This window comes from Paenibacillus sp. J2L1-98, from assembly GCF_056269405.1.
On record NZ_JBWDNW010000001.1, the window covers coordinates 446,097 to 470,147 of the forward strand.

Below are 24,051 nucleotides of genomic sequence, written 5' to 3' on the forward strand. Positions count from 1 at the left end.
CGCAGCTTTCGTCACAGAAAACCGCGCATTAGGATGTCCTATTCTTCTCTTCTATTGACCTGTATTTCACGCTACCTTGCCAGCCTCTCGGGACTGAGTTAAAGGTACTGCTGTATATCATAGGAATTATCCCACGTTCGACAAAAGATGTCAAGTAAAAACGAATTTTTCCGCTTGTACGTAGTGTGGTCCAATTCCGATAAGCTATACAAGGATAGCGATGGTTACTACAGGCTAAGCTTACGGATTCTTTCAACTGCTTTTTCTGTATTTTCGCGGCTGCCGAATGCTGTCAGGCGGAAATAGCCTTGCCCGCTTTGACCGAAACCAACGCCAGGTGTACCCACGATATTCGCTTCCGTAAGAAGCTTATCGAAGAAGGACCAGGAATCCATGCCATTCGGTGTTTTCAGCCAAATATAAGGAGCGTTAACGCCGCCGAATACTTCTAGACCGATGGATGCAAGGCCATCGCGGATAATTGCAGCGTTAGTCATATAATAATCAACCAAAGATTTGATTTGTTCTTTGCCTTCTGCCGAGTAAATAGCAGCTGCTCCGCGCTGAGTTACATAGGATACGCCATTAAATTTCGTCGTGTGGCGGCGATTCCACAAATCGTTGATCAACACTTCATTACCGGAAGCATCTAGGCCCTTCAGCTCGCGCGGTACGACTGTGTAAGCACAGCGCACGCCAGTGAAGCCTGCTGTTTTGGAGAAGCTGCGGAATTCAATTGCTACTTCGCGCGCGCCTTCGATTTCGTAAATGCTGTGCGGAACATCTTCTTCTTGAATGAACGCTTCATAAGCAGAATCGTACAGGATGATGCAGTTATTTGCTTTCGCATAGTCAACCCATACTTTAAGCTCTTCCTTCGTCAGCGTCATGCCTGTCGGGTTGTTCGGGTAGCACAAGTAAATGATATCTACTTTGCGGTCCGGCAAGCTTGGTTTGAAGTTGTTTTCAGCTGTGCACTCCAAATAGGCAATGTTCTCATAACGCTTCGTTTCTTGGTTGTATTTGCCGGAGCGGCCAGCCATGACGTTCGTATCCACGTATACCGGATATACAGGATCCTGAACGGCAACGATGCTGTTCTCGCTGAAAATCTCTTGAATATTGCCGACGTCGCATTTCGAGCCATCGCTTACGAACACTTCGTTAGAAGCGATATCGATGCCGCGCGCTTTATAGTCATTTTCAATAATTGCGTTAATAAGGAAATCGTATCCTTGCTCAGGACCGTAACCGCGGAATGAACCAGGAGCCGCAAGCTCGTCTACAGCGCTGTGCATAGCTTTTAGAACTGCATCAGGCAAGCCGCGGGTAACGTCGCCGATACCTAAGCTGATGATTTCGGCGTTAGGATTTTCTTGGATAAATTTCGTACGGCGCTTTGCAATTTCAGAAAACAAGTAGCTGCCTTGCAGCTCCAAATAATTTTGATTAATGGATGTCATTAAGTGTCACCTATCCTTATTTTATCATTTTATTCCGTTGTTACTGTTTAGAATAACGCACTTCTAAGCTTGAAATAATGAATAAAGTGGTCAAAAGTTTGCACTTTTGCACGTTACGCATTACCTTGACCGCAAGCTGCTCAATACATACTCGAAATCTGCCGGCAATGGCATTTCGAACTCCAGCCGCTCACCGCTGCGCGGATGCGTAAAGCCGAGCAGCGCCGCATGCAAAGCTTGTCCCTTTAAGGCTACCGTCTTATTGCGGCCGTAGACCGGATCACCGGCAAGCGGATGACCGATATATTTCATATGCACGCGGATTTGATGGGTTCGTCCCGTCTCGAGCTGAAGTTCGACGACGGTGTAATCCCCCAAACGTTCCAGCACGTGAAAATGGGTTACCGCATGTCTGCTGTTGCGGTCAGTCACCGTAAACAGCTTCCGGTCGTTCAAGTCACGACCGATCGGCGCATCAATCGTCCCTTGATCATGCGGCAAATTGCCGTGCACAAGCGCGATATATTTGCGTGTTACCGTGTGCTCCTTCAGCTGCTCTGCAAGCGAAATGTGAGCAAGGTCATTTTTGGCCGCCATCAGCAGCCCGGTCGTATCCTTATCGATACGGTGGACAATGCCCGGACGAATCATGCCGTTAATGCCGGACAAATCCTTACAGTGATACATAAGCGCATTAACAAGCGTGCCGGACGAATGTCCCGGTGCAGGATGAACGACCATGCCGCGCTTTTTGTTGATAACAATCAGATCCGGATCCTCGTAAATAACCTCTAGAGGAATATTCTCAGGTACGATCGCGGCTTCCTCCGGCTCCGGAATTTGAAGAACAACGCGATTGCCCTCTGCTACCTTTACGTTTGCTTTTGCCATCTTTCCATCTACCTGAACGGCGCCGGATTTAATCCATTCCTGCACTTGCGTTCTCGATACGGCAGGATCATCGAGGCTGTCTGTTACAAACTTGTCTACCCGCTCGCCGGATTGCTCCGCTTCAGCGATCCATTCCAACGGCTCTTCATTATATAGGCTGCTGCTCATGATTGTTATGATCCTTGTCCTCTCCATTTTGCATACGTTTCTTGTCGTCCTTAGCGGACAACAGGGTGTCGATTAAAATTAATGCTACGCCGCAGACGATAGCCGAATCCGCCACGTTAAAAATCGGAAACTCATAACTGCCGAAATTGAATTGCAGGAAGTCAACAACCTCGCCGTACCGTGCGCGGTCCAGAAAGTTGCCAATCGCTCCTCCAAGCACAAGCCCGAGCCCGATTAGCAGCCACGGCTTGGCAGATTTACGCACCGCCTGTATGTACCAAATAATGCCCGTTACAATGACGATCGTAATGATGATGAAAAACAGCCGTTGCTCCTGCAGGATGCCGAAGGCGGCACCACGATTCCGATGCGATGTGATGAGAAAAAAATTACCGATAACGCTAATTTGATCCCCGATGTTTAATTTTGTTTCAATTAATTTCTTTGTTACAAAATCAAGGACAAACACGAATAAGGCTATCCAGTAATAATAAAAACGCATCTAAAATCACTCCTATTTTTTTGTGAAGCAACGTTTCAATTCAAAAACGCTCAACCGCCGGTAAAGATAACCAGCCCGCAAGCCCTTTTTAAATACCAATCAATTGTAGCATACCGGGCCAAACGAGAGCCAGCATCTGACACTTGTTCTTCCATTGAAGACCATACTTAAAATCCGTCTTTCGGCAAAAGCTAATACAGCAATTATGTTCCCTGCTAAGGAGGGTGCTCCAAATGACAACCCCAACAAACGCTCAATTAAAGCTGCTGCAAGGCAGATTGTTAGATGAGCAGCGCGAGATCGAACACCGGCTCGCTGAAAATGATCATTACGGCCTTTCACATTCCCTTCGCGATGATACCGGTGAGCTAACGTCAATCGACAACCATCCGGGCGACACCGCAAGCGAGCTTTATGAACGTGAAAAGGATGTTGCACTGCTTGAGCAGGAGGAGCTGCATTTAAGCCGCATCGATGCGGCGCTGGATGCTATGGACAAAGGTTCATACGGCAAATGTATGACATGTAACGAACCGATTCCTTTTGAACGGCTGGATGCCGTTCCGGATACGCTTCATTGCATCGAGCATGCGCCGCGGCAGCAATTGTCTCACCGCAGACCTGTTGAAGAATTAGTGCTCGCTCCTCCTTTTGGCCGCACAAGCATGGACAAGCAAGACTCCTACAATGGCTTTGACGGCGAAGATGCATGGCAAATTGTCGAGCAATGGGGCAATGCGGATTCTCCTGCGTTTTCGGAAAACCGGGATGTCGCCGATTATGAACAAGTCGGCATCGATGCTTACGAGAACGACGGCTTCGTCGAACCCATTGAGAGCTTTCTTGCGACCGACATTACCGGCCGTCATGTCTCCGTCGTTCGCAACCGGGAGTACATGCATTACATGCAAACCGGCGAAGGAGATCATAACCTTGAAAGCGATGAGCAAGGCGGAAATGAATATGGATGATCAATACGTTTTTCCTTCGAGCTGTATTTGTACAATTCGAACGATGTCCGCGATATAGTCGCCGATAATCGGCAGGTTCAAGGCGCCTAGTATTCGCAGCACATAAAGTATGGTGGCAGCAAAAAAAGTGAAGCCGATTGCGATTCCAACGCCTCTCGCCGTTCCGGCAAGCAGGTTTTTCCAAATCAGCGTTCTTGGTCGGTTCAGCAGATCCACATATTCTGCCATTTGCGTGCGCTCCATATCGGCGGCGATCCCCTGAAGGCGCTTATCAAGCATGCTTAACGAAGTTTGTAGCTCGTTCAAATTTTTCGGCTGTTCCGGGTTATTTGTTTTCATACGAGTATCCCCTTTGTCAAACAATAAAACGAGGCCTTACCTCCCAGCTCATACAAGTATGCGACTATTTACGTCGCTTACTGCAGCAGCCGGTAGGCGACGGCCTCGTTTTTCGCTTGTTATTTTCCTATATACTATATCCTTATCCGCGGATGAAAATCCCTATTACCTTCTCGCCGAGCGTAACTCTTTCCATTTCTGGTGTTTCATCATAGGCAACCGATTGTACAAGCACGTTTTCGTGAAGCACATCTTCGAATGCTTCAAGCGCCGCTTTCAGCTCGCTGTCGACATCCAGCACGAGATCAATCCGTTTCTCGATCGGCAGATCCAGCTTTTTACGCGTGTCCTGAACGGCACGGATAACTTCGCGCACCCAGCCCTCTTGCTCCAGCTCAGGCGTAATATCCGTATTCAGCGCTACGGTAACGCCATTACCGGATGCAGAAGCAAAGCCTGACTTTGCCTGCTTCTCAACCAATAGCTCATCGATTGCGATCGTTAGCTGCTCGCCCTCTGCGCTTGTGAAGTTGAAGCTTCCGCCGTTTACGATGCTGCGGGTTTCATCGGCATTCAAGCCTTTCAGCTGCGCTTGGATCGGTCCAACGTTTTTACCGTATTTTTTGCCGGCAACCTTAAGATTCAGCTTCAGCGTAAAATCAACGAAGCCGCTGTCGGAGTTTTGTACCGTGATCGCTTTAACGTTAATTTCATCCTTTACGATGTCCTCGTAGTCTGCAACGTTAAAATCGTGGTCAAGCGATACGATCAGTTCCGATAAAGGCTGACGCGTCTTAATGCCCGTCTCGTTCCGGACGTTGCGCGCAAGCTCAACGATCTGCTTCGCGCTTTCCATATCGCGCTCAAGCGTTTCATCGATTGCAGCTTCATCCGCTTTCGGATAATCAGCCAAATGCACGCTGCCCGCTCCGCCCAGGTTTCCGTACACATCTTCAGCTAGGAGCGGCGCATATGGCGCAATCAAACGGGAGAGTGTCAGCAGTACGCTGCGCAGCGTTTGGTATGCCGCTAATTTATCGTCCGTAAGTCCGCTTCCCCAGAAGCGGTCGCGCGAACGGCGGATATACCAGTTGCTTAGCTCGTCAACAAACGTCTCAATCGATTTGGCAGGGTTAAGGAAGTCATTAACCTCAAGCCCTTTGTTCACCGAGTTGATTAAGCTGTTCAAGCGGGAAATGATCCAGCGATCCAGCTTATTATCCGATTTGATCTCCGCATGGGCAGAATAATCGAAACCGTCGATCGACGCATAAAGCGCGAAAAACGCGTGAGTATTTACGATCGTATCGATGACCTTCGATTTCGCCTCGCCTACAATACCGCGCGAAAATCGCTTACTGTTCCATGGCGCGCTGTCTGCCAGCAATGCCCAGCGGAACGCATCCGTTCCGTATTCATTGATAATTTCCCAAGGATCGATAACATTCCCCTTCGACTTGGACATCTTCTGACCGTTCTCATCCAGAATATGACCGGTCGAGATAACCGCTTTGTAAGGTGCTTTACCGTTGTAGAGCGTCGATACCGCCAGCAAGCTGTAGAACCAGCCGCGTGTTTGGTCAATGCCCTCGCAGATAATGTCTGCAGGATATTGCTCAGCGAATTGCTGCTCATTCTCAAACGGATGATGCTGCTGTGCGAACGGCATCGAGCCGCTGTCGAACCAGACATCGATAACCTCAGGCGTACGCGTCATTTCGGCGCCTTCGGCATATGGCGATTTAAGCTTGATCTCATCAACATACGGCTTGTGAAGCTCGATATCCTCCGGCACATCGCCGATTGCCATAGCCCGCAAATCAGCGATGCTGCTAGGCGAATATTCCTTGCCCGTCACTTCGCAAACCCAGACGTTCAGCGGAGTACCCCAGTAGCGGTTACGGCTGATATTCCAGTCCACCAAATCTTCCAAAAACTTGCCGAAGCGGCCTTCGCGGATATGACCAGGGTACCAGTCTACGCTGTTGTTGTTCTCGATCAGCTGATCCTTCACTGCCGTTGTTTTGATAAACCAGCTTTCCATTGCATAATAGATCAAAGGCGTTTTGCAGCGCCAGCAGAATGGATAGCTATGCTCATAGCGCTCCTTCGTGTAAAGCAGGCCGCGTTCGCTTAAGTTTTTGACGATATCGATATCAAGCTCGCTATCTTTCACGAACCGGCCTGCAAAGTCCGTTACTTCTGCAACATAGCGGCCCGCCAAATCAACGACGCTCAGCATGCTGATTCCATTCTCGCGCGATACTCTATAGTCGTCCTCGCCATGTGCCGGCGCGATGTGTACGATACCTGTACCGCTAGTGTCGCTGACGAAATCGCCTGCAATGACGATATGCCCTTTCTCGAGAGCAACGTATTTGAATGGCGGCTCGTAGCTAAGGCCAACAAGCTCGGCGCCCTTCAATACAGATAAAACCTCATATCCGTCCTTAAGGACACTCTCCGCCAAATTTTGGGCAACGATGTACACTTCGCCATTTTTGGAGGCGCGAATATAATCAAGCTCAGGATTTACGGCTAGCGCCACGTTAGCTGGCAAAGTCCATGGCGTTGTCGTCCAAGCCAAAATAAATTCTCCTGATTGTGCAAGCTTAAACTTCGCCGTCGCGCTAAGATCCTTCACATCCTCATAGCCCTGTGCGACCTCATGCGAGCTGAGCGTCGTTTGGCAATCCGGGCAATACGGGCTTACACGATGTCCGCGGTACAGCAGCCCTTTACCGTGAATCGTCGATAAAATATGCCATACGCTCTCAATGTATTCATTTTTTAACGTGATATACGGATTATCTAAATCTGTCCAATAAGCGATCGCTTCAGTAAGCTCACGCCATTGCTTCTCATATTCAAATACGCTGTCCTTGCATTTTTTGACGAATTTCTCAACGCCGTACTCCTCAATCTCCTGCTTGCCGGAAATGCCCAGCTGCTTCTCTACCCCAAGCTCAACCGGAAGTCCATGCGTATCCCAGCCCGCTTTGCGGATTACGCGGTAGCCCGCCATCGTTTTGTAACGGCAAATAAAGTCTTTGATTACACGGCCAAGGACATGACCGATATGCGGCGCTCCATTAGCAGTAGGGGGGCCTTCATAAAATACAAAATTAGGCTTGCCTTCCCGGTTTGTAATCGATTTTTTAAAGGTCTCATCTGTCTTCCATTGCTCCAGCACACGCAGCTCGCGGCTGCGGGCACGTTCCTTAACGTCTACGCGTTGCATCGTTCCAGCCTCCTATTATTGAACAAAAATAAAGCCTCATCCCTATGAGAAGGGACGAGGCTTAGTCGCGTTACCACCCTTGTTCCGCACATGCTTCTAAACAAAGCAAGTAGATGAAAGCCGTCAGCTCGATTGAACTGTGCTTCATGCGGCACCTTAGTCGCGAACGTTTCGTTCGCGTTCCCTGTAACGGGGGACAGCCGTCAGCACTTACTGCTGCTCTCGCAGGTTCGGCACCGCTTCTCAGAGAGGATATTCCGCAATGGCTCACACACCGGGCTTTCAGCTGCCGCCGGCTCTCTGAAGAGTGAACCTAGAACGTACTCGTTCTCATCAACGAAGTTTAGATCATCAATTAATTACTATTAGTTATAGCGTAATAACAGGCTAAATGTCAAATGTCAATTCGCCTATTTATCAAAAGACTAGCCGCGCGTCAGTTCATGCTCGGATTGTCTTACTTTCGGCTCCAGCGTATCCCAACCGTCAACGGTGAGCAGCTCAAGCTGAGCTTCTACCAGCGTACGGAAACGGGCACGGTAGACTGAGGCTTGCTTCTTAAGCTCTTCGACCTCAAGAGAAACTTTACGTGATTTGGCGAGTGAATCATTAATGATTCGATCGGCATTTTTTTCCGATTCCTTAATGATCAGCTGCGCTTCTTTCTTCGCATTGTTTCTTACCTCATCAGCAGCTTCCTGCGCCACAATAATCGTTTTGCTTAGCGTTTCTTCGATATTAGTAAAATGATTCAATCTTTCCTGTAAGCCGAGAATCTGATTTTGAAGCTCTTTATTTTCACGAATGAGCGATTCATAGTCTTTGATGACCTGATCAAGAAATTCGTTGACTTCATCCTCATCATAGCCGCGTAATCTCCGGCCAAACTCTTTGTTATGTATGTCCAATGGCGATAACGGCATTGGCGCACCTCCTCATCGTATTTGTGACTCTGGCAACCGGATTACACTATTTGATGTGAACACTTTCGACAACCGCAGGTAAATTCCTGCAATCGTTTAAATAAATTTGCCAATCTTGACGCGGATTCTGCCTTTTTTTGTCATACCATCGACCTCTAGCACTTTAAAACGGCCGAGACCCTTGATTGAGACAACGTCACCCTCTCGGAGCTGCTCAGAAGGATCTTCCTCTGACTTCCAGTTAACCCTGCACCTGCCAGCACGAATCGGATCAACGATTTTGGACCTGCTAATCCGGTAGGCGTCGCTTGCAATTCCGTCGAGGCGCATGGAAGCGACTGACAAGCTCATTTCCTCAAGCTTCGGCACGACGGTCTGCAGTTCAGATAGAGGAATAATGTCCGTAAGAACATTCATTCGATGGACCTGTCTCAAATGAATATTTAAATAATCGGCAATTTCATCCATAACGATAATATGGCAAAAATGTTCATGTACATGTATGTCACCAATTCGGTCGCGCTTAATCCCAAGTCCGAGCAAAGCGCCCAAAAAATCACCATGGTCGAGCTCAAGCAGAGCTTGTCCGGGCCCATTAACCGCAAGCACTGAAATGCCAACCGGCTCGTCGTCCAAGATTCGGTAATCCGGACCAATAATGGCCCGTTTCCGTTCAGCCTGTTCATAACCGCCTTCCAAGCGAATGATAACGTCTGGGTTCCGGTTGGCTAAAATCGTCAAAATTTGTGCTTGCCTAGGGTCTAAAAAATCGGTCCGCTTCAGCTCATGCTGCTGTGCGGACCGCTCTATCCATTCCTCTGCCCGATCTACGAAAGCTTTCTCATCAGGGTGGAAATGATCATATATCCCTTGTTTCATACGATCTCATTCCTTTAATTAATAAAAAATCCAATAACCGCAATCAAGCCGTATGCTACAAATTGCAGCGCGAATACAGCAAGTATCGGAGATAGGTCAAGCATGCCTCCGATTGGCGGAATAAATTTCCTGAAAATCCCTAAGTATGGCTCTACCAGCTTCCCAAGAAAGACGCCGATAAAGCTTTCACGAGCATTGGGCAGCCAAGATAGCAGTACATAACCAATAATCATGAATGTGTAAATCTTTTGGACCAGCATCACAATGCCATAAATTTCATTCATTAACCCAAGGTCACCTCATTTTGTTGTAGTCGTTCTCCTCCGCCAGCATTTCCGTTATAGCACCTTGAATTTCGACTGAATCCGGCGTACAAAGAAAAATATTTGGACCAAGCTTAGAGATGCTCCCATTTAAAGCGTACACTGTGCCGCTTAGGAAATCAACAATACGAACAGCAAGATCATTTCGGACGCGTTGCAAATTAACAATGACAGCGCGGCGCGAACGCAAATGGTCGGCAATTTCTTGCGCTTCATCATAAGAACGGGGCTCGCTAAGCACCACCCGGACATTTTTCTGCGAGTGCGAGTGAATGCTGACGACATTATTGCTCTTCGTGTTTTTACGTGCCTCAAAGGGAGAAGTTTCAGCTTCTTGCTCTTCTTGCTGTACAACACGTTCCTTCTCTACAACTTCTTCTTCATCCTGCAAACCAAGAAAGCTCATAAAGCGGTTCATGACACTCATCCATTATTCCTCCTCTTTCCCTACTAATATCGTACCAAGGCGAATCCATGTCGCTCCTTCTTCGATCGCTACGTCAAAATCGTTCGACATGCCCATAGATAAATGGGTGATGGTGTGTGGATGTTCCGAGCGCTGCTGCAATTCATCGCGCAGCTCGCGCAAAGCTCTAAAGACCGTTCTGGTTTGCTCTGGTTCCGCTTCATAAGGAGCCATTGTCATTAAGCCGATTGGCTTTACCGATGCGAACCGCTCGAGCTGCTCCACAAATGGAAATAACTGTTCGGGTTCAAGGCCTTGCTTGGAATCTTCTCCAGAGACGTTAACTTGAATAAAACAAGGAACAACAATACCAAGCTGTGAAGCCCGTTTATCGATTGCCTCGGCAAGCGACAGCCTGTCCAACGAATGCATGTATGTAAATTTCCCGATGACGTCCTTCACCTTATTCGTTTGCAACGAACCGATGAAATGCCAGATAGGCTGTTCGTCTGTTTCTTGAACAGTACTCCCGCTTATCGCTTCCCATTTCGCCTGCGCGACCTGCCAACGGTTTTCACCAAGATGACGCAAGCCCTTCTCGAAGACATCCTTGGTCGTATCTAACGATACATATTTAGTAACCGCGATGATTTGAATTTCATCCCTGCTGCGTCCTGAGCGGTCGCAAGCGTTCTTAATTCGCTCTTCAACGAGCTGTATTCGATCCTCTAATGTAGACGCCATGCTTCACCTCTCCCGAATCCCGATCCAACTGGCCATCCGGCCGGTTAAGCCACCTTCTTTGCGATGGGAAAAAAACAGATCCCGCCTGCATCCCGTGCAATACTCTGTTAATTCGATACGGATCGGCAAAATTCCTGCTTTTATCATAATCTGTCGGTTTATTTCTTTCAAGTCTAAGTTCGCTTTGCCATTGGCGGATTGCTTGAGCATCGATTCAGCCGCTTCACCCTGAAAGCCAAGCTCCGCCAAAAGCTGCTGTACTTGGTTTATTACCGGACCGTCAACCTCATAGCAGCAGCCGCCGATAGAGGGTCCAATAGCTGCGAGAAGCGCTTGAGGCTCCGACCCATAGGCGTTTACCATAGCCTGTATCGTTTCTGCGGCAATTTGCTGAACCGTCCCCTTCCAACCCGCATGCGCAAGCGCAATGGCGTCATGCTCAGGATCATAGAAGTATAACGGTACACAATCGGCATAAAAGGAAGCCAAAAGCACGCCCGGCACATTCGTCATAATCGCGTCGCAGTCCTTCAATACATCGGTAAGAGAGGCTCTGCCTTTGCCCCTGTCAGCCTCGGTAACTTGAAACACGCGGTTCCCGTGCACCTGCTCGGCGCAGGTCCATGCTTCATAGGGCCAATCGACTGCATCTGCCAATAAACGTCGATTCGCAATAACCGACTCATCAAGGTCGCCGACATGCAGACCCATATTTAATGATGCCCAAGGGGCGGCGCTCACACCGCCGTCCCGTCCAGTAAACCCAGCCGTCAACCGCTCATGCCGGGCATTCCATTCGGATAACAAAAAAAGCGAAGGACCCTTCGCTGATTGTAAGTATTCAAAAGCTTCCATTGCATTCACCTCTATTTAAAGGTTTGCGGAGCAAACCGGTCTCGCACGCATAGACACAGTTTACCGCGTTACGAGCGAGCGTGCAAATCATCTTCCTCAGGCCGCAGCTGCTTTGTATCATCCAATCTTACAAGCACAACGTCCGCTCCGATCTTCACGATATTCCGCCAAGGAATAACAACCTCCGTGCCGCCCCCGCCGAACATCCCCAAAAATTTCGTGAATTGCGGCACCACGATCGAATCGATCCGCCCCTGCCGTAAATCGAGCTCTAGATCGGTAATTTGACCTAGTTTTTTGCCGTCCACAATGTTGATAACGTCCTTCGTCTGGAAATCAGATATTTTCATTTCCGTTCACCGCTTTTCAAGTAGAGTGATCGTCCGTTTGTCTCTCCTATAACTATATGAGCAATTCGCCCAAAATGTCCTTCTTATCGAAAAAACGAGCCGCACAAATGGGAATGTGAAATGTTTATGTACGCTTGCGTACAATACTTCTCAACTCCGATCATCTATGCTATGATTTATGTACGGTGTCGTACAATAAAATTCAAATTTCATAAAAGAGATACAAGGAGGTTTCATGCCAAAAATCGTCGCAACGGAGCTCGATTGGGTTAAGCTCGGTCTGCAAATGTTTGCTGAAGGAGGCGTAGCTGCTCTTGTCGTCGAGCAGCTTGCCAAACAGCTCGGAAGCAGTAAAACCAGCTTTTACTGGTATTTCAAAAACCGTTCCTCGTTTGTAAACCGCATCATTGACTATTGGCACGAACAAACAACCGTCTCGATCATTGCTCATATTCAGCAGTATCAAGCTGCGGAGCCGAAACAGAAGGTAAGGCAATTGCTTGCCGTCATGTTCAGTTCGAACGAAGGTAAAGATTTTATTTATCACCTTCGTAAATTAGGAGCATCCGAGTCAACCTATGCTGAGCTCTTGCTGCAGATCGAGCAGCAGCGATTAGACTATATGAGCGGCTTACTGATGCAGTGCGGCTTAATAGCTGAAGACGCACGAAGCACCTCAGAGCTATTTTACAGTTATTATTTGGGATGGTATGAACGCAACAAGTATCACGCACTCTCGGCCTTGGAGGCGGAGAAGCAGGTCGACCTGCTGATGACATTTATAAGAACAAATATTGTATCGTAACGGAGGGGTTTAGGATGCAGGTGGTATTGGCAGCTATCGTTGGTCTGGTGCTGTTTCTCGTTGGTTGTATTCATGTTTATTGGCTGCTTGGCGGACGCGGAGGCTTCGCAATTGCTGTACCTACAAGAAGCGGTACGAAGCAGCCTCTTTTCAAACCGCGGCGGCCTGAAATCGCTGCAGTCATTCTCATTTTTGGGGGTGCTGCGGCTCTTCTTCTCATGTTTGCCGACATTATTCCGACAATCGGGCCGTCATGGCTGCCCGCGTTCACAGGCTGGGCGATTGCTGTAGTATTTCTATTGCGAGCGGTCGGTGAATTTAGAGCGGTCGGTTTTTTCAAGAGCATTCGGAATACCCCTTTCGGACGCATGGATACGATTTTTTATTCACCGCTCTGCCTCGTTCTCTGCGGACTAACAACCTGGATGATGGCAATCGCATAAGTTTATTGCAAATAAAAACGGTGCCTCGCGGCACCGTTTTTCATGTTTTAACATGCTTTTGCATTTGCTGTATGGCTGATTTTTCCAAACGCGACACCTGTGCCTGCGAGATGCCGATTTCATCGGCTACCTCCATTTGTGTTTTGCCTTCAAAGAAACGCATTGACAAAATCATTTTTTCCCGGTCGTTCAGCTTATGCATCGCTTCCCGAAGCGCAATTTCTTCGATCCACGATACGTCCTTGTTCCGCTCGTCGCTAATTTGATCCATGACATAGATCGGATCGCCGCCGTCATGGTAGATCGGTTCAAACAAAGAAACCGGATCTTGAATCGCATCAAGTGCAAACACGACGTCTTCCTTCGGAACATTCAACGCTTCCGATATTTCGAAAATCGTCGGCTCCCGTGAATTTTTGTTCGTCAAGCTATCCCTTACCTGAAGCGCCTTATAGGCGATGTCCCTCAAGCTGCGCGATACGCGTATCGGGTTGTTGTCTCGTAAGTAACGGCGTATTTCACCGATAATCATCGGTACGGCATAGGTGGAAAATTTGACATTTTGGCCAAGATCGAAATTATCTATCGCCTTCATAAGTCCGATGCAGCCGACCTGGAACAAGTCGTCCACAAACTCTCCCCTATTGTTAAACCGTTGTATAACGCTTAGCACAAGCCGTAGGTTGCCGTTTACTAATTTCTCTCTTGCTGCCCACTCGTTGCGGGTTTGCAATGCCGTAAACAATTCTCTCATTTCGACATTATTTAGGACAGGCAGTTTCGCGGTATCCACTCCACAGATCTCGACTTTATTTCGGGTCAACGTGATTACCTCCCAAGGAGAAACATTACTGTACATTATCTCCTTGAGAGGTCTTTTTATTCCTATTGCGACATCGTTCGACAACAGCAAGCAGGATAAGGGATTACACCATTTTGTTAAATTCTTTGCGAAGCCTTTTTATAATCCGCTTCTCTAACCGTGAAATATACGATTGCGAAATGCCGAGCAGGTCGGCAACATCCTTTTGCGTTTTCTCTTCGCCGTCCGCAAGCCCGAATCGAAGCTCCATAATTATACGCTCACGTTCGGACAGCTTATCAAGTGCTTTATGAAGCAGCTTCCGGTCAACCTGTTCTTCAATATTGCGGTAAATCGTATCATTTTCGGTTCCGAGAACGTCAGATAAAAGAAGCTCATTTCCATCCCAATCGATATTAAGCGGTTCGTCGAACGATACTTCCGTACGTGTCTTGCTGTTGCGGCGCAAATACATCAATATTTCATTTTCGATACAACGTGAGGCGTAGGTTGCAAGCTTAATCTTCTTTTCCGGATCAAATGTATTGACTGCCTTAATAAGTCCAATCGCGCCAATCGATACGAGATCTTCAATATGAATACCGGTATTTTCAAACTTACGGGCAATGTAAACGACGAGCCTTAAATTGCGTTCAATAAGCATCGCGCGTATCGCTGTATCTCCGGTAGGCAGCTTTTCCAGCAAATACTCTTCTTCTTCGCGGGTTAACGGAGGTGGAAGCGCTTCACTGCCACCTATATAATAAATCTCTTCGCTCTTTAATCCGAATAAAAACATTACACGATAGTAATATAACTGAAGGATTAGTTTATACTTGACGAGCATGTGGCCCATCCCTCCTCGTTTGTATATGCATACGTTCTTTACTGTTGAACCATAGACGGATGGATAATAGCTCGATATGCCCCATCAGACGTAAGCTTTCCGCCGTCAAGCCCGATAAGCACCTTCCGCGTTTCAAAAACTTGTCCCTCCCTAGTAATCTCAACGGCATCCGGCTTTATCGCTAGCATGAACTGTGACCCTCGGTTGACACCTCTGAATGGAACGAGACGAAGCCGGTCTTGCCATATGAATGGCTCTTCATCCATTCCCGCCACAAGACGATCTACTTGTGCATCCCGTATGCTATTCAACCACGATTCGGGCAAATCATCTTTCCATAAAGCAGCTTCCATCACCATAACCGGCGTCCGTGTTAACGGATCATAAAGCTGGTTGCCGGTATCGATCAGACCAACACAGGTTTGAATACAATGTCCAATTGTAATTTTGACCTCAGCCAAATGAGTTTGCACCAGCTCCCGTTCTCGTTTTTGCGTCAATACAGTACGGTATATATACAGTCCGATACAAAAAGCAGCAATTAAATAAAATAATCCCATCTTGAGCTCTACATGCATGCTGCCATTCACGAACGTAACCGTCCTCCAAACCTTTCCGGATCCTTGCATAAACAAATAATAAAGCCCAAGCACAGCACCGGCAGCAACAAAATTGACCGCATAGAACGTCGCGACATTCCTCATAAAATGTTGGATAGACGCGAAGCCAAAAGCAATCCACACCATCAAGAGCGACATCCCGATTTTTACCAGCAGCGTGAATAAAAAAGATAATTGCGGTAAAAGCATCAAAACGACATAACATGCTCCGACAGCAGAAGCCGCTAGCACCCGCCAAGGACGTGGTTTCAGATGACGGGCCCACGCGGAAGTTAATAGAATAGCACCGTCAACGAGCAGCTCTCGCAAAAACATAACATCCACATAAATAGCCACTTCGGTCACCTTCCTGCGACTGGCGGATAAACGGGTCTGCAGCCGGCACCCGGGGGAACGATTGAGACTAGTATATTAAAATCCTATTTCAAAGTCTGTCTATTCATGACGGCATGAGGTATCTTTTTTTGTCGAGCAGGAGTATAAAAACCGCCTAGCCTTTTACCGCTATTTAGGCTGTAGACTTCTTGTCGTGTCTGTTCCGTAGTTTGCTCCTTGCCCGTCAATTGGAAAACTAGTATGATACGAATATATATGTAAAGCTGTGAAGCACACCGCTTACTCGGGTTCGTATTTACCCGTAGTATGCGGTTTTTTTTATTTTCCGGGGGAGGTTGATTCATTGTCGTTTCAAGCGTCTTACGAAAATCGGCTGGAGATGCATCTGAAGAAACGTAAAAGGGTAAGAGAAGACGAAGGCTGGAGCAAAGACACGCACATGCCGAAAAACTGTTTTTAGAGAAGGTTTGGTATCCGGCCTTTCATGAGCTGGACGGTTGGAAAATATTACGTTTTTCCTATGACGACATAAAAGAGAAGCCGCGAATGTGTGAGCAGCTCCTCCAGCAACCTTACAGGCAGCTTACGCAGGCTAATTTGACGCTGTAAGCACCTATGCGTGCTTATAGCGATATATATGCCTTGCTCATACTCTGATCCCGCTCTGTAAGCACACACCGGTGCTTACATGCAGCATACTCAGTCTAATTTGACGCTGTTAAGCACTTATGCGTGCTTACAGCTCCTCAAACAAAAAAACCTCACCAATTGACTGGTGAGGCGGGATTAGAAAAAGATTTATCGGTCGCCACGCGGACGATTACGAAGGAAAGCTGGAATTTCAAGCTGATCGCTTGATGCATTGCTAGAACCAAAAGGCTTAACCGGATTTGTGCTTCCCAATTGTCTTGTATCAGTCGCTTCCGGCTGTTGTTGCGAAATACGGCGTGCTGCTGCTGATTTATGCTCGAAGCCCGTCGCAATAACGGTTACTTTAATTTCGTCCTTCAGATCTTCATCGATAATAGCACCAAAGATCATGTTTACATCCGGATCAGAAGCTGAAATGACGATTTCAGCCGCTTCATTCACTTCATAAAGCGATAGGTTGCTTCCGCCTGTAATGTTCATAATAACGCCTCTAGCGCCGTCAATTGACGTTTCAAGCAGCGGGCTCATAATCGCTTTCCGCGCTGCTTCAGCGGCACGATTCTCACCTGTAGCAATACCGATACCCATCAGTGCGGATCCGCGTTCGGTCATAATCGTTTTCACATCTGCAAAGTCGAGATTGATCAGACCCGGTACAGCGATTAGATCAGAAATACCTTGGACCGCTTGGCGAAGCACGTTATCCGCCTCGCGGAATGCTTCCAGCATAGGTGTCTTCTTATCAACGATCTCAAGCAAACGGTCATTTGGAATGACGATTAGCGTATCTACTTTTTCTTTGAGCGCTTCGATGCCAAGCTCGGCTTGTCCAGAACGCTTACGGCCTTCAAAGGTAAACGGACGCGTTACAACCCCAACTGTCAATGCGCCGCATTCCCTTGCAATTTCAGCGATAACTGGAGCTGCTCCTGTTCCCGTTCCGCCACCCATGCCCGCCGTAACGAAAACCATATCCGAGCCTTTAAGCTGATTCATAATAATTTCGCGAGACTCCTCGGCAGCCTTGCTGCCGACATCTGGATTAGCTCCAGCACCAAGACCGCGGGTCAGCTTATCGCCGATTTGCAGTTTATGCTCCGATTTAGCCAAATGAAGCGCTTGAGCGTCGGTGTTCACCGTAATAAACTCTACGCCTTTGACTCCGTTCTCTATCATACGGTTAACAGCATTACTGCCGCCACCGCCCACACCTATTACTTTTATTTGAGCAAGCTGTTCAAGCTCAAAGTCGAATTCCAACATCTTTCATTTTCCCCCAGTCAAGCGTAAACTGCTGATTGCATCCATGAGACGTAACAGCAACGTTTCGCGGTAAAATATAAGCATCGCGTTGAGGTGAGACTTATATTATCTTATATTTTCAAATAAATTCGTTAAACATACTTTTGATCCGCTCGAACATACCGGGTTTCGTTGAAGCTGCTGGACTTGCTTTGCGGCTTGCCGTTTTCTTCACTGCTCCAGATCCACGAGCTCCCATATATTTCGACACGTATTGGATCATGCCAACACCGCTGCTGTAAGCCGGATCTCTTACACCAATATAATCGGGCAGCGCAATTCTGACGGAAGCTTCCAACTCTGTTTGGGCCAAAGCGAGTGTTCCTGGCATCGATACGGAACCGCCGGTCAAAACATAGCCGTTAACCTTCTCGCCATAGCCGAGTCGACGTACTTCTTGGCGAACCAGATGGAAAATTTCTTGCATACGCGGCTCAATAATGCTTGCAAGATCAACCTGTGAAAATTCCTTCTCAACATTGCTGCCCATTCGCGTAACTTTAAACTTCACATCTTCCGCCGCGTCCAATACGTTCGCGCATCCGTATTTCAGTTTAATTTTCTCCGCTTGATCGCTTTGAGTACGCAAACCATATGCAATGTCATTCGTTACATATTCGCCGCCGATTGGAAGCGTTGATATAGCCTCTATTCCGCCTTGATCATAAATCGCAATCGTGCAGGAGCCGGCTCCGATGTCCGTTAGAACAGTACCCATCGATTTCTCATCCTTAGTCAGCGACACAACGCCAGACGCTAACGATAGCAAAATGACGCCGGAAATACGAAGACCTGCTTTCTCTACACAACGCATCAGATTATGTATAGCAGTTTTTGTCCCCGTAACGATTGTCGCCTCAACCTCAAGACGCACACCAATCATACCGCGCGGATCGGAAATACCTTCCAAACCATCAACTAAATACTGCTTTGGCACCAAATTAATAATTTCACGCTCTGGTGGGAGAGCGACTACTTTAGCTGCTTGCAATACACGTTCAATATCTTCTTCACCGATTTCACGGTCCTCGTTGGATACTGCAACGACGCCACGATTGGTTTGCAAAGCAATATGATTGCCCTGAATGCCTACGTAAACGTCGGATATTTGAATGCCTACCATGCGCTCCGCATGCTCTACTGCGTTACGGATCGATTGCACGGTTTGGTCAATATCTACAATTGCACCTTTGCGAATACCCTCTGAGTCGGCAGATCCAACTCCAATAATATTAATGGCTCCATTATTCACTTCACCAATAATAGCACGAACTTTGGATGTACCGATGTCCAAACTCACGATGATGTCGTTGCTGCTCATCTTGCGGCACCTCCGTTTCAAATAAAAAAATTAATAAACCGGTTGCTTTAGGTCTTTCTACATATTCAACGCCTTTAATATTTTCCCTCTTTTTTCAACAGATTTTTCATTGTTTTTTCGATTTGTGTCGAGTCCCGCCTCTTGCGGCAACCTATATTTCCTAATGTTATCCAGCTTCATCAAGTATAAATGCGATAAATAAAATTCTACCATTCTTTCAAGCTATTGAGTAGTCTCTTTTTGCCCTGCGTCCATATTTTCTGGGATTTCACTCTGAAAAGGAACATATGTATCCGCGAGCAACATCGTAATTTTGCCTGGCTCTTGCGTCTCAATTACGGCATTCAGCGCCTCGATTTTTTCTGGAAGAACAGAGACGGCCGTTACGACTTCAAACTTCGTTCGTGTATACATAATGATTCGGTCAGGATAAGCGGATGAAGGAAAAGGTATAATCTCTGACAGGTCGGAAAGCTGCTTCGTGGAAATTTCACCCAGCTTCTTCGTGAGCTGTGCCTTTACCGGGTCATCGTCAGCCCACCCGGACAAAACCGGCTTGTCCACAAGCTGCAATTCGTCGCTATCGGCTTCCACCGTAGTGCCATTTGACAAGAGCGCTGTCATTTCTCCTTGCTTAGAAAGCTCGAATGCAACAACCGGAAACTCCTCCACTGAAATTTTTAAGAGGCCCGGAAAAATCTTTGTCACCTTCACTTCATTAATTTGCGGCAGCGTAAGAATTCTATCTTCTATAGTAGAGGATGAAGTACGGAAGAATGCATCTCCGACCAAGATCGCAGCTGTCTTGCCAATTTCCTCCCGTGAAACGAATCGCATACCTTCAATTTGTATTTCTGAAACCTTGCTTATTGAGGAATTAAAAAATAATACCGCCAAAAGAGCAACAAACAATAGAATGAGTATGGTCAGCAGCTTTCGACTGCCCATCCGCTTTCGGCTTGGCTCCTTCAGTACAGGCATCTGCGCGCTCATAACTTGTCCCTTCTTTCCCCAAAAAACATCCGGCTAGCCTCTCTGCATCAGCCTACGCTTAGCATCAATAGGGAACCGGCTGTTTCTATCTTGCAGCACATGCGCATAGAATTAGTTATTAGGCACTGGTGAATATCGCGAAATCCGGGCACCAAGCCTCGTCAACATCGTTTCGATTTTCTCGTAGCCCCGATCGATGTGATGAATTTGCTCAACGACCGTCTTTCCTTGCGCTGCTAAACCAGCAATGACAAGGGCAGCACCCGCTCGCAGGTCTGTCGCTTCCACCGTTGCACCATAAAGCCTTGGCACGCCGCGAATGAACGCAGCATTCATATCCACGCGAATGTCGGCACCCATACGGGTCAACTCATCCACGTGCTTCAATCTGCCTTCAAATATCGTTTCTTTCAATACGCTCACACCATCTGCAAGCGTAAGCAGCACCATAACCTGAGACTGCAAATCGGTCGGGAAAGCCGGGTATGGAGAGGTTACGATTCTTTCAACCGCTTTCGGCCGGGTAGCACTGCCAACTTTAATTATATCACCGTCGACAACAATTTGAACACCTGCGCGACGCAGAACATGAATCAAGGAGGATAAGTGCGCGGGCTGTGTATTTTGGAGCGTCACCTGACCGCGCGTCGCGGCTGCCGCTACCATAATAGTCCCTGCTACGATGCGATCCGGAATAACCTTGTAACGACAAGGCGTTAGCGACTGTACCCCATCTATCGTTATCGTGTCGGTTCCGGCGCCCATAATTTTCGCGCCCATCGCATTTAGAAAACGTTGCAAATCTTGAATTTCCGGCTCACGTGCCGCATTGCTGATCGTTGAACGGCCTTCCGCCAAAGCTGCGGCCATCATAATGTTTTCTGTTGCTCCAACGCTTGGGAAGCTTAAATGAATATCGGCGCCCCGCAATTTTTCTGCACGGCAAATAATTCGGTTACCCAGTTCTTCTATTTCTGCACCAAGAGCCTGCAAGCCTTCAAGATGAAGATCAATCTTCCGTTCCCCGATTGCACAACCGCCCGGCTGGTAAACCTGCGTTTCACCAAACCTCGCGAGCAAAGGTCCCATTAGAAAAATAGAAGAGCGCATCTGTCTCATTAACAATTCCGGCACATGGGATGTATGTGCAGTTTCAGTATCCAGCACAACTGTTCCTCCCGCATGCTCGGCGCGGCATCCTAATTCGCGCAAAATGTTCAGCATGACGTCGATATCCAGCAAATCTGGCACATGGTCTATCGTTGTAGTGCCTTCGGCCAGCAGACTGGCAGCCAGAATCGGTAAAGCAGCATTTTTCGCTCCTTGGATAACTATGGTTCCTGAGAGAGGTTTCCCACCTTCAATCACCAATTTGTCCAATGTATCACCTCCGAATTACCGCTCACCCACCACCAATACTTCCGGCACCAACAGGATGCCAAAACGGTCCTGAACCGTGCTTTGTATATGAGTCATGAGGGCGAGAACGTCTTCAGCTGTTGCTTGCCCGGTATTTACGATAAAATTGGCGTGCTGCTCGGATACTTGCGCTCCTCCGAGGCGTTCACCCTTCATTCCTGCCTCTTGAATGAGTCTAGCGGCAAAATCATTGGGCGGATTGCGGAATACGCTGCCAGCGCAAGCAAGCTGCAGCGGCTGCGTTCTCAATCTCCTCTCTTTGTAAGAGGCCATCGTGGTGAGGATTTCCTTCTTATCCCCTTCTGCCAGCTCGAAAGTTGCCTCAACAACAACGCCCTTTTGCTCATGCAGAATGGAATGACGGTAAGAAAAATGCATGTCTTCTCGATCGTAGCGAACCAATTCTCCCGTCTCCAGTACAATATCAGCTGACTTAAAGATACGTGACACATCCGATCCATGCGCGCCAGCATTCATATAGACGGCTCCGCCGACCGTGCCTGGGATTCCCCCCGCAAACTCAAGCCCGGTCAGCCCTTCCTTGCCCGCCATGACTGATAGCTTTATTAATGAATATGAAGCACCTGCTATCACTAGCGATTCTTCAAAACGCACGTAATCTAACCCTCTGTGCGGTTTAATCACAACGCCGCGAATCCCCTTATCACTCACCAACATGTTCGAGCCTCTGCCCAAATTAGTCCAGGGGATTTGATGTTTTTGCACCAAACGAACCGCTGATACTAATTCTTCTTTGCTGCGAGGGAGGATTAATATATCGGCGGGACCGCCGATTTTCCACGTCGTATAGTTCGAGAGCGGTTCGTTATACAAAACCTCGCCAAGATTGGCTTGTTCCAATTCCGCTTTAAATGCTTCCATTAGTTGAACCTCCTAGCTGATTAAATGATTATAAAAACGATTCGCCATTCCAAGCTGCAACCATTCACGCATTGCCGCCAGGATTTTCTGCTGCATTAACCGCTCCTTTCGGGTGACTGTCACGAATTTAGTGTATCTTATGCCTCTATAGGCTCTTGTGTGACAGAGGCCCACAGCGAGTTGCCCGCTCACTGATCGATTGTCGTTATGTTTGGGCGGAGGAATAAGAATAGACGGCAAGCGAGACGCCGTCGTTTCCGCAAAGGTAGGCGCTTTGCCGCTTACAACGATCGTTGCAGCCTCCAGCACCTCAGCCGTTTTATTCAGGTAAAGCGTTAACCGCAGCTTCTTCCAGCCGTGGCCGCTTGTTCTATTCGATGTAAAGTCAGGTTCGTCATCGCTGCCGACGGTTATTTGGGCCAGGTATGATACTTACCTCGAATAACGGGAAATGTTCAATAAAATTCCTAGAGCCGTTAGTAGAAGCGTAAGGGATGAGCCTCCGTAACTGACGAGCGGCAAGGTAATGCCCGTTACCGGCATCATGCCGATTACGACGCCGATATTGATCAGCACCTGTACGCCGACAATCCCTGTGATGCCAACTGCCAGCAAGCTTCCGAATGTATCAGGAGAGGCAATGGCCGCACGTACGCCCCGCCAGACGACTACTAGAAATAATAAAATGAGAGTGACTCCGCCAATGAAGCCCAGCTCTTCCGATAATATCGAGAAAATAAAGTCAGTCTGAGGTTCAGGCAAATAGCTGAACTTCTGACGGCTCATGCCAAGACCAAGTCCTACTAGACCGCCGGGCCCGATCGCATACAAGGATTGAATAATTTGATAGCCACCGCCAAGCGGATCCGCCCACGGATCAAGAAAATTCGTAATCCGCTTCAAGCGGTATGGCGCCGCTATGATCAGGCCCACGAAGCCTGCAACACCGATAAGCGCCAATCCGCCCAAATGAGCCATTCTGGCGCCTGCCGTGAAAATAAGTATTAAGGAAGCGCCCACCATAACCGCTCCGGTTCCAAGATCAGGCTGGAGCATAATAAGACCAAAGGCTAGTCCAACCAGTCCAAGCGGCGGCATAAGCCCCTTTGTAAACTGCGTAATCGTCTGCTGCTTCTCCGAAAGCCATTTCGCTAAAAATAATATCATCGCCAGCTTCATAAATTCCGATGGCTGAATACCGAAAGAACTAATGCCCAGCCAGCTGCGCGCGCCTCCGCGAACGACGCCGATACCGGGAATCAAAACGAGCAAAAGCAGCCCAAAGCAAACCATCAAAGCCATCGGCGCCCACTTTTTCCATACGGTATAGTGCGTGTTCATTGTAAATAGTAACGCACCCACACCTAATCCGGCAAATAAAACCTGACGCTTCACAAAATAAAAACGATCGCCGAATTCATGAAAAGCAAGCACTGCGCTGGCGCTGTAAACCATAATTAATCCGATAGAGAGAATGAGCCCAATTGCAGTCAGCATCCAAATATCCGGGGCAGAACGCGCTTTGGCCATAGCGAACACACCTCTTAGCATGGGAAAGTAGGGACATGCCCCCTA

The 24,051-nt window shown here is 47.9% G+C and carries 25 protein-coding genes and 1 other annotated feature; of the genes, 3 read left to right on the forward strand and 22 right to left on the reverse strand.

Annotation, left to right across the window (positions count from 1 at the left end; genetic code table 11):
• Positions 1-227 precede the first annotated feature (227 nt).
• From AC0YNZ_RS02150 to lspA, 3 genes are all read right to left on the reverse strand, one after another.
• Positions 228-1,463, reverse strand: coding sequence for an LL-diaminopimelate aminotransferase (locus AC0YNZ_RS02150; protein ID WP_475825059.1), 1,236 nt, complete (start codon positions 1,461-1,463; stop codon positions 228-230).
• Positions 1,464-1,583: 120 nt separating this feature from the next.
• The gene (locus tag AC0YNZ_RS02155; RefSeq protein WP_475825060.1) at positions 1,584-2,522 is read right to left on the reverse strand and encodes an RluA family pseudouridine synthase; all 939 of its coding nucleotides are present in this window, start codon (positions 2,520-2,522) and stop codon (positions 1,584-1,586) included.
• Positions 2,503-3,024, reverse strand: coding sequence for a signal peptidase II (gene lspA, locus AC0YNZ_RS02160; RefSeq protein WP_475825061.1), 522 nt, complete (start codon positions 3,022-3,024; stop codon positions 2,503-2,505). Before lspA ends, AC0YNZ_RS02155 begins: the two co-directional genes overlap by 20 nt.
• A 233-nt stretch (positions 3,025-3,257) precedes the next feature.
• On the opposite strand from lspA, the gene AC0YNZ_RS02165 reads away from it, so the two are divergent.
• Positions 3,258-3,995, forward strand: coding sequence for a TraR/DksA C4-type zinc finger protein (locus AC0YNZ_RS02165; protein ID WP_475825062.1), 738 nt, complete (start codon positions 3,258-3,260; stop codon positions 3,993-3,995).
• Here the strand turns inward: AC0YNZ_RS02165 and AC0YNZ_RS02170 are convergent, their stop codons facing one another.
• The 9 genes from AC0YNZ_RS02170 to AC0YNZ_RS02210 form a co-directional block, all read right to left on the reverse strand.
• Positions 3,996-4,274 carry a DUF5665 domain-containing protein gene (locus AC0YNZ_RS02170; protein ID WP_475825485.1) on the reverse strand — a complete coding sequence of 93 codons (279 nt, stop codon included), beginning with the start codon at positions 4,272-4,274 and terminating at the stop codon, positions 3,996-3,998.
• A gap of 202 nt (positions 4,275-4,476) precedes the next feature.
• Positions 4,477-7,575, reverse strand: coding sequence for an isoleucine--tRNA ligase (ileS, locus tag AC0YNZ_RS02175; RefSeq protein WP_475825063.1), 3,099 nt, complete (start codon positions 7,573-7,575; stop codon positions 4,477-4,479).
• Between the two features lie 47 nt (positions 7,576-7,622).
• Positions 7,623-7,921, reverse strand: a binding site (T-box leader).
• A 79-nt stretch (positions 7,922-8,000) separates the two neighbouring features.
• Positions 8,001-8,498, reverse strand: coding sequence for a DivIVA domain-containing protein (locus tag AC0YNZ_RS02180; protein ID WP_475825064.1), 498 nt, complete (start codon positions 8,496-8,498; stop codon positions 8,001-8,003).
• 96 nt (positions 8,499-8,594) lie between these two features.
• A complete protein-coding gene (locus tag AC0YNZ_RS02185) occupies positions 8,595-9,377 on the reverse strand; it encodes a YlmH family RNA-binding protein (RefSeq protein ID WP_475825065.1) in 783 nt (260 codons plus the stop codon).
• A 14-nt stretch (positions 9,378-9,391) separates the two neighbouring features.
• Positions 9,392-9,661, reverse strand: a complete 270-nt coding sequence (locus AC0YNZ_RS02190) for a YggT family protein (protein WP_475825066.1) — start codon at positions 9,659-9,661, stop codon at positions 9,392-9,394.
• 10 nt (positions 9,662-9,671) lie between these two features.
• On the reverse strand, positions 9,672-10,127 hold the full coding sequence (locus AC0YNZ_RS02195) for a cell division protein SepF (RefSeq protein ID WP_110769204.1): 456 nt from the start codon (positions 10,125-10,127) through the stop codon (positions 9,672-9,674).
• 3 nt (positions 10,128-10,130) lie between these two features.
• Positions 10,131-10,850 (reverse strand): YggS family pyridoxal phosphate-dependent enzyme, encoded by a 720-nt coding sequence (locus tag AC0YNZ_RS02200; RefSeq protein WP_475825067.1) that lies wholly within the window; start codon positions 10,848-10,850, stop codon positions 10,131-10,133.
• A gap of 3 nt (positions 10,851-10,853) precedes the next feature.
• Positions 10,854-11,705, reverse strand: a complete 852-nt coding sequence (gene pgeF / locus AC0YNZ_RS02205) for a peptidoglycan editing factor PgeF (RefSeq protein WP_475825068.1) — start codon at positions 11,703-11,705, stop codon at positions 10,854-10,856.
• Positions 11,706-11,773: 68 nt separating this feature from the next.
• Entirely contained in the window at positions 11,774-12,055 is a 282-nt protein-coding gene (locus AC0YNZ_RS02210) for a YlmC/YmxH family sporulation protein (protein WP_056638982.1), read from the reverse strand.
• 235 nt (positions 12,056-12,290) lie between these two features.
• Between AC0YNZ_RS02210 and AC0YNZ_RS02215 the strand changes: the two genes are divergently transcribed.
• Entirely contained in the window at positions 12,291-12,860 is a 570-nt protein-coding gene (locus AC0YNZ_RS02215; protein ID WP_475825069.1) for a TetR/AcrR family transcriptional regulator, read from the forward strand.
• Between the two features lie 14 nt (positions 12,861-12,874).
• Positions 12,875-13,303: a DUF3995 domain-containing protein gene (locus tag AC0YNZ_RS02220; RefSeq protein ID WP_475825070.1), complete on the forward strand. Its 429-nt coding sequence runs from the start codon at positions 12,875-12,877 to the stop codon at positions 13,301-13,303.
• 40 nt (positions 13,304-13,343) lie between these two features.
• Here the strand turns inward: AC0YNZ_RS02220 and sigG are convergent, their stop codons facing one another.
• The 10 genes from sigG to spoVE all read right to left on the reverse strand — a co-directional run bounded on the left by sigG (position 13,344) and on the right by spoVE (position 24,006).
• Positions 13,344-14,126, reverse strand: coding sequence for an RNA polymerase sporulation sigma factor SigG (gene sigG, locus AC0YNZ_RS02225; protein ID WP_056638991.1), 783 nt, complete (start codon positions 14,124-14,126; stop codon positions 13,344-13,346).
• Positions 14,127-14,229: 103 nt separating this feature from the next.
• A complete protein-coding gene (gene sigE, locus AC0YNZ_RS02230) occupies positions 14,230-14,952 on the reverse strand; it encodes an RNA polymerase sporulation sigma factor SigE (RefSeq protein WP_054027973.1) in 723 nt (240 codons plus the stop codon).
• 38 nt (positions 14,953-14,990) lie between these two features.
• Positions 14,991-15,908, reverse strand: a complete 918-nt coding sequence (gene spoIIGA / locus AC0YNZ_RS02235) for a sigma-E processing peptidase SpoIIGA (protein WP_475825071.1) — start codon at positions 15,906-15,908, stop codon at positions 14,991-14,993.
• Between the two features lie 798 nt (positions 15,909-16,706).
• On the reverse strand, positions 16,707-17,822 hold the full coding sequence (ftsZ, locus tag AC0YNZ_RS02240) for a cell division protein FtsZ (protein WP_475825072.1): 1,116 nt from the start codon (positions 17,820-17,822) through the stop codon (positions 16,707-16,709).
• Positions 17,823-17,940: 118 nt separating this feature from the next.
• Entirely contained in the window at positions 17,941-19,182 is a 1,242-nt protein-coding gene (gene ftsA / locus AC0YNZ_RS02245; RefSeq protein WP_110769211.1) for a cell division protein FtsA, read from the reverse strand.
• A 222-nt stretch (positions 19,183-19,404) separates the two neighbouring features.
• Positions 19,405-20,175, reverse strand: coding sequence for a cell division protein FtsQ/DivIB (locus tag AC0YNZ_RS02250; RefSeq protein WP_475825073.1), 771 nt, complete (start codon positions 20,173-20,175; stop codon positions 19,405-19,407).
• Between the two features lie 111 nt (positions 20,176-20,286).
• Entirely contained in the window at positions 20,287-21,555 is a 1,269-nt protein-coding gene (gene murA, locus AC0YNZ_RS02255) for a UDP-N-acetylglucosamine 1-carboxyvinyltransferase (protein WP_475825074.1), read from the reverse strand.
• 15 nt (positions 21,556-21,570) lie between these two features.
• The gene (gene murB / locus AC0YNZ_RS02260) at positions 21,571-22,476 is read right to left on the reverse strand and encodes a UDP-N-acetylmuramate dehydrogenase (RefSeq protein ID WP_110769214.1); all 906 of its coding nucleotides are present in this window, start codon (positions 22,474-22,476) and stop codon (positions 21,571-21,573) included.
• Positions 22,477-22,488: 12 nt separating this feature from the next.
• Positions 22,489-22,899 (reverse strand): glycosyltransferase, encoded by a 411-nt coding sequence (locus tag AC0YNZ_RS02265; RefSeq protein WP_475825486.1) that lies wholly within the window; start codon positions 22,897-22,899, stop codon positions 22,489-22,491.
• A gap of 9 nt (positions 22,900-22,908) precedes the next feature.
• Positions 22,909-24,006, reverse strand: a complete 1,098-nt coding sequence (gene spoVE, locus AC0YNZ_RS02270) for a stage V sporulation protein E (protein ID WP_110769216.1) — start codon at positions 24,004-24,006, stop codon at positions 22,909-22,911.
• Between the last annotated feature and the right edge of the window lie 45 nt (positions 24,007-24,051).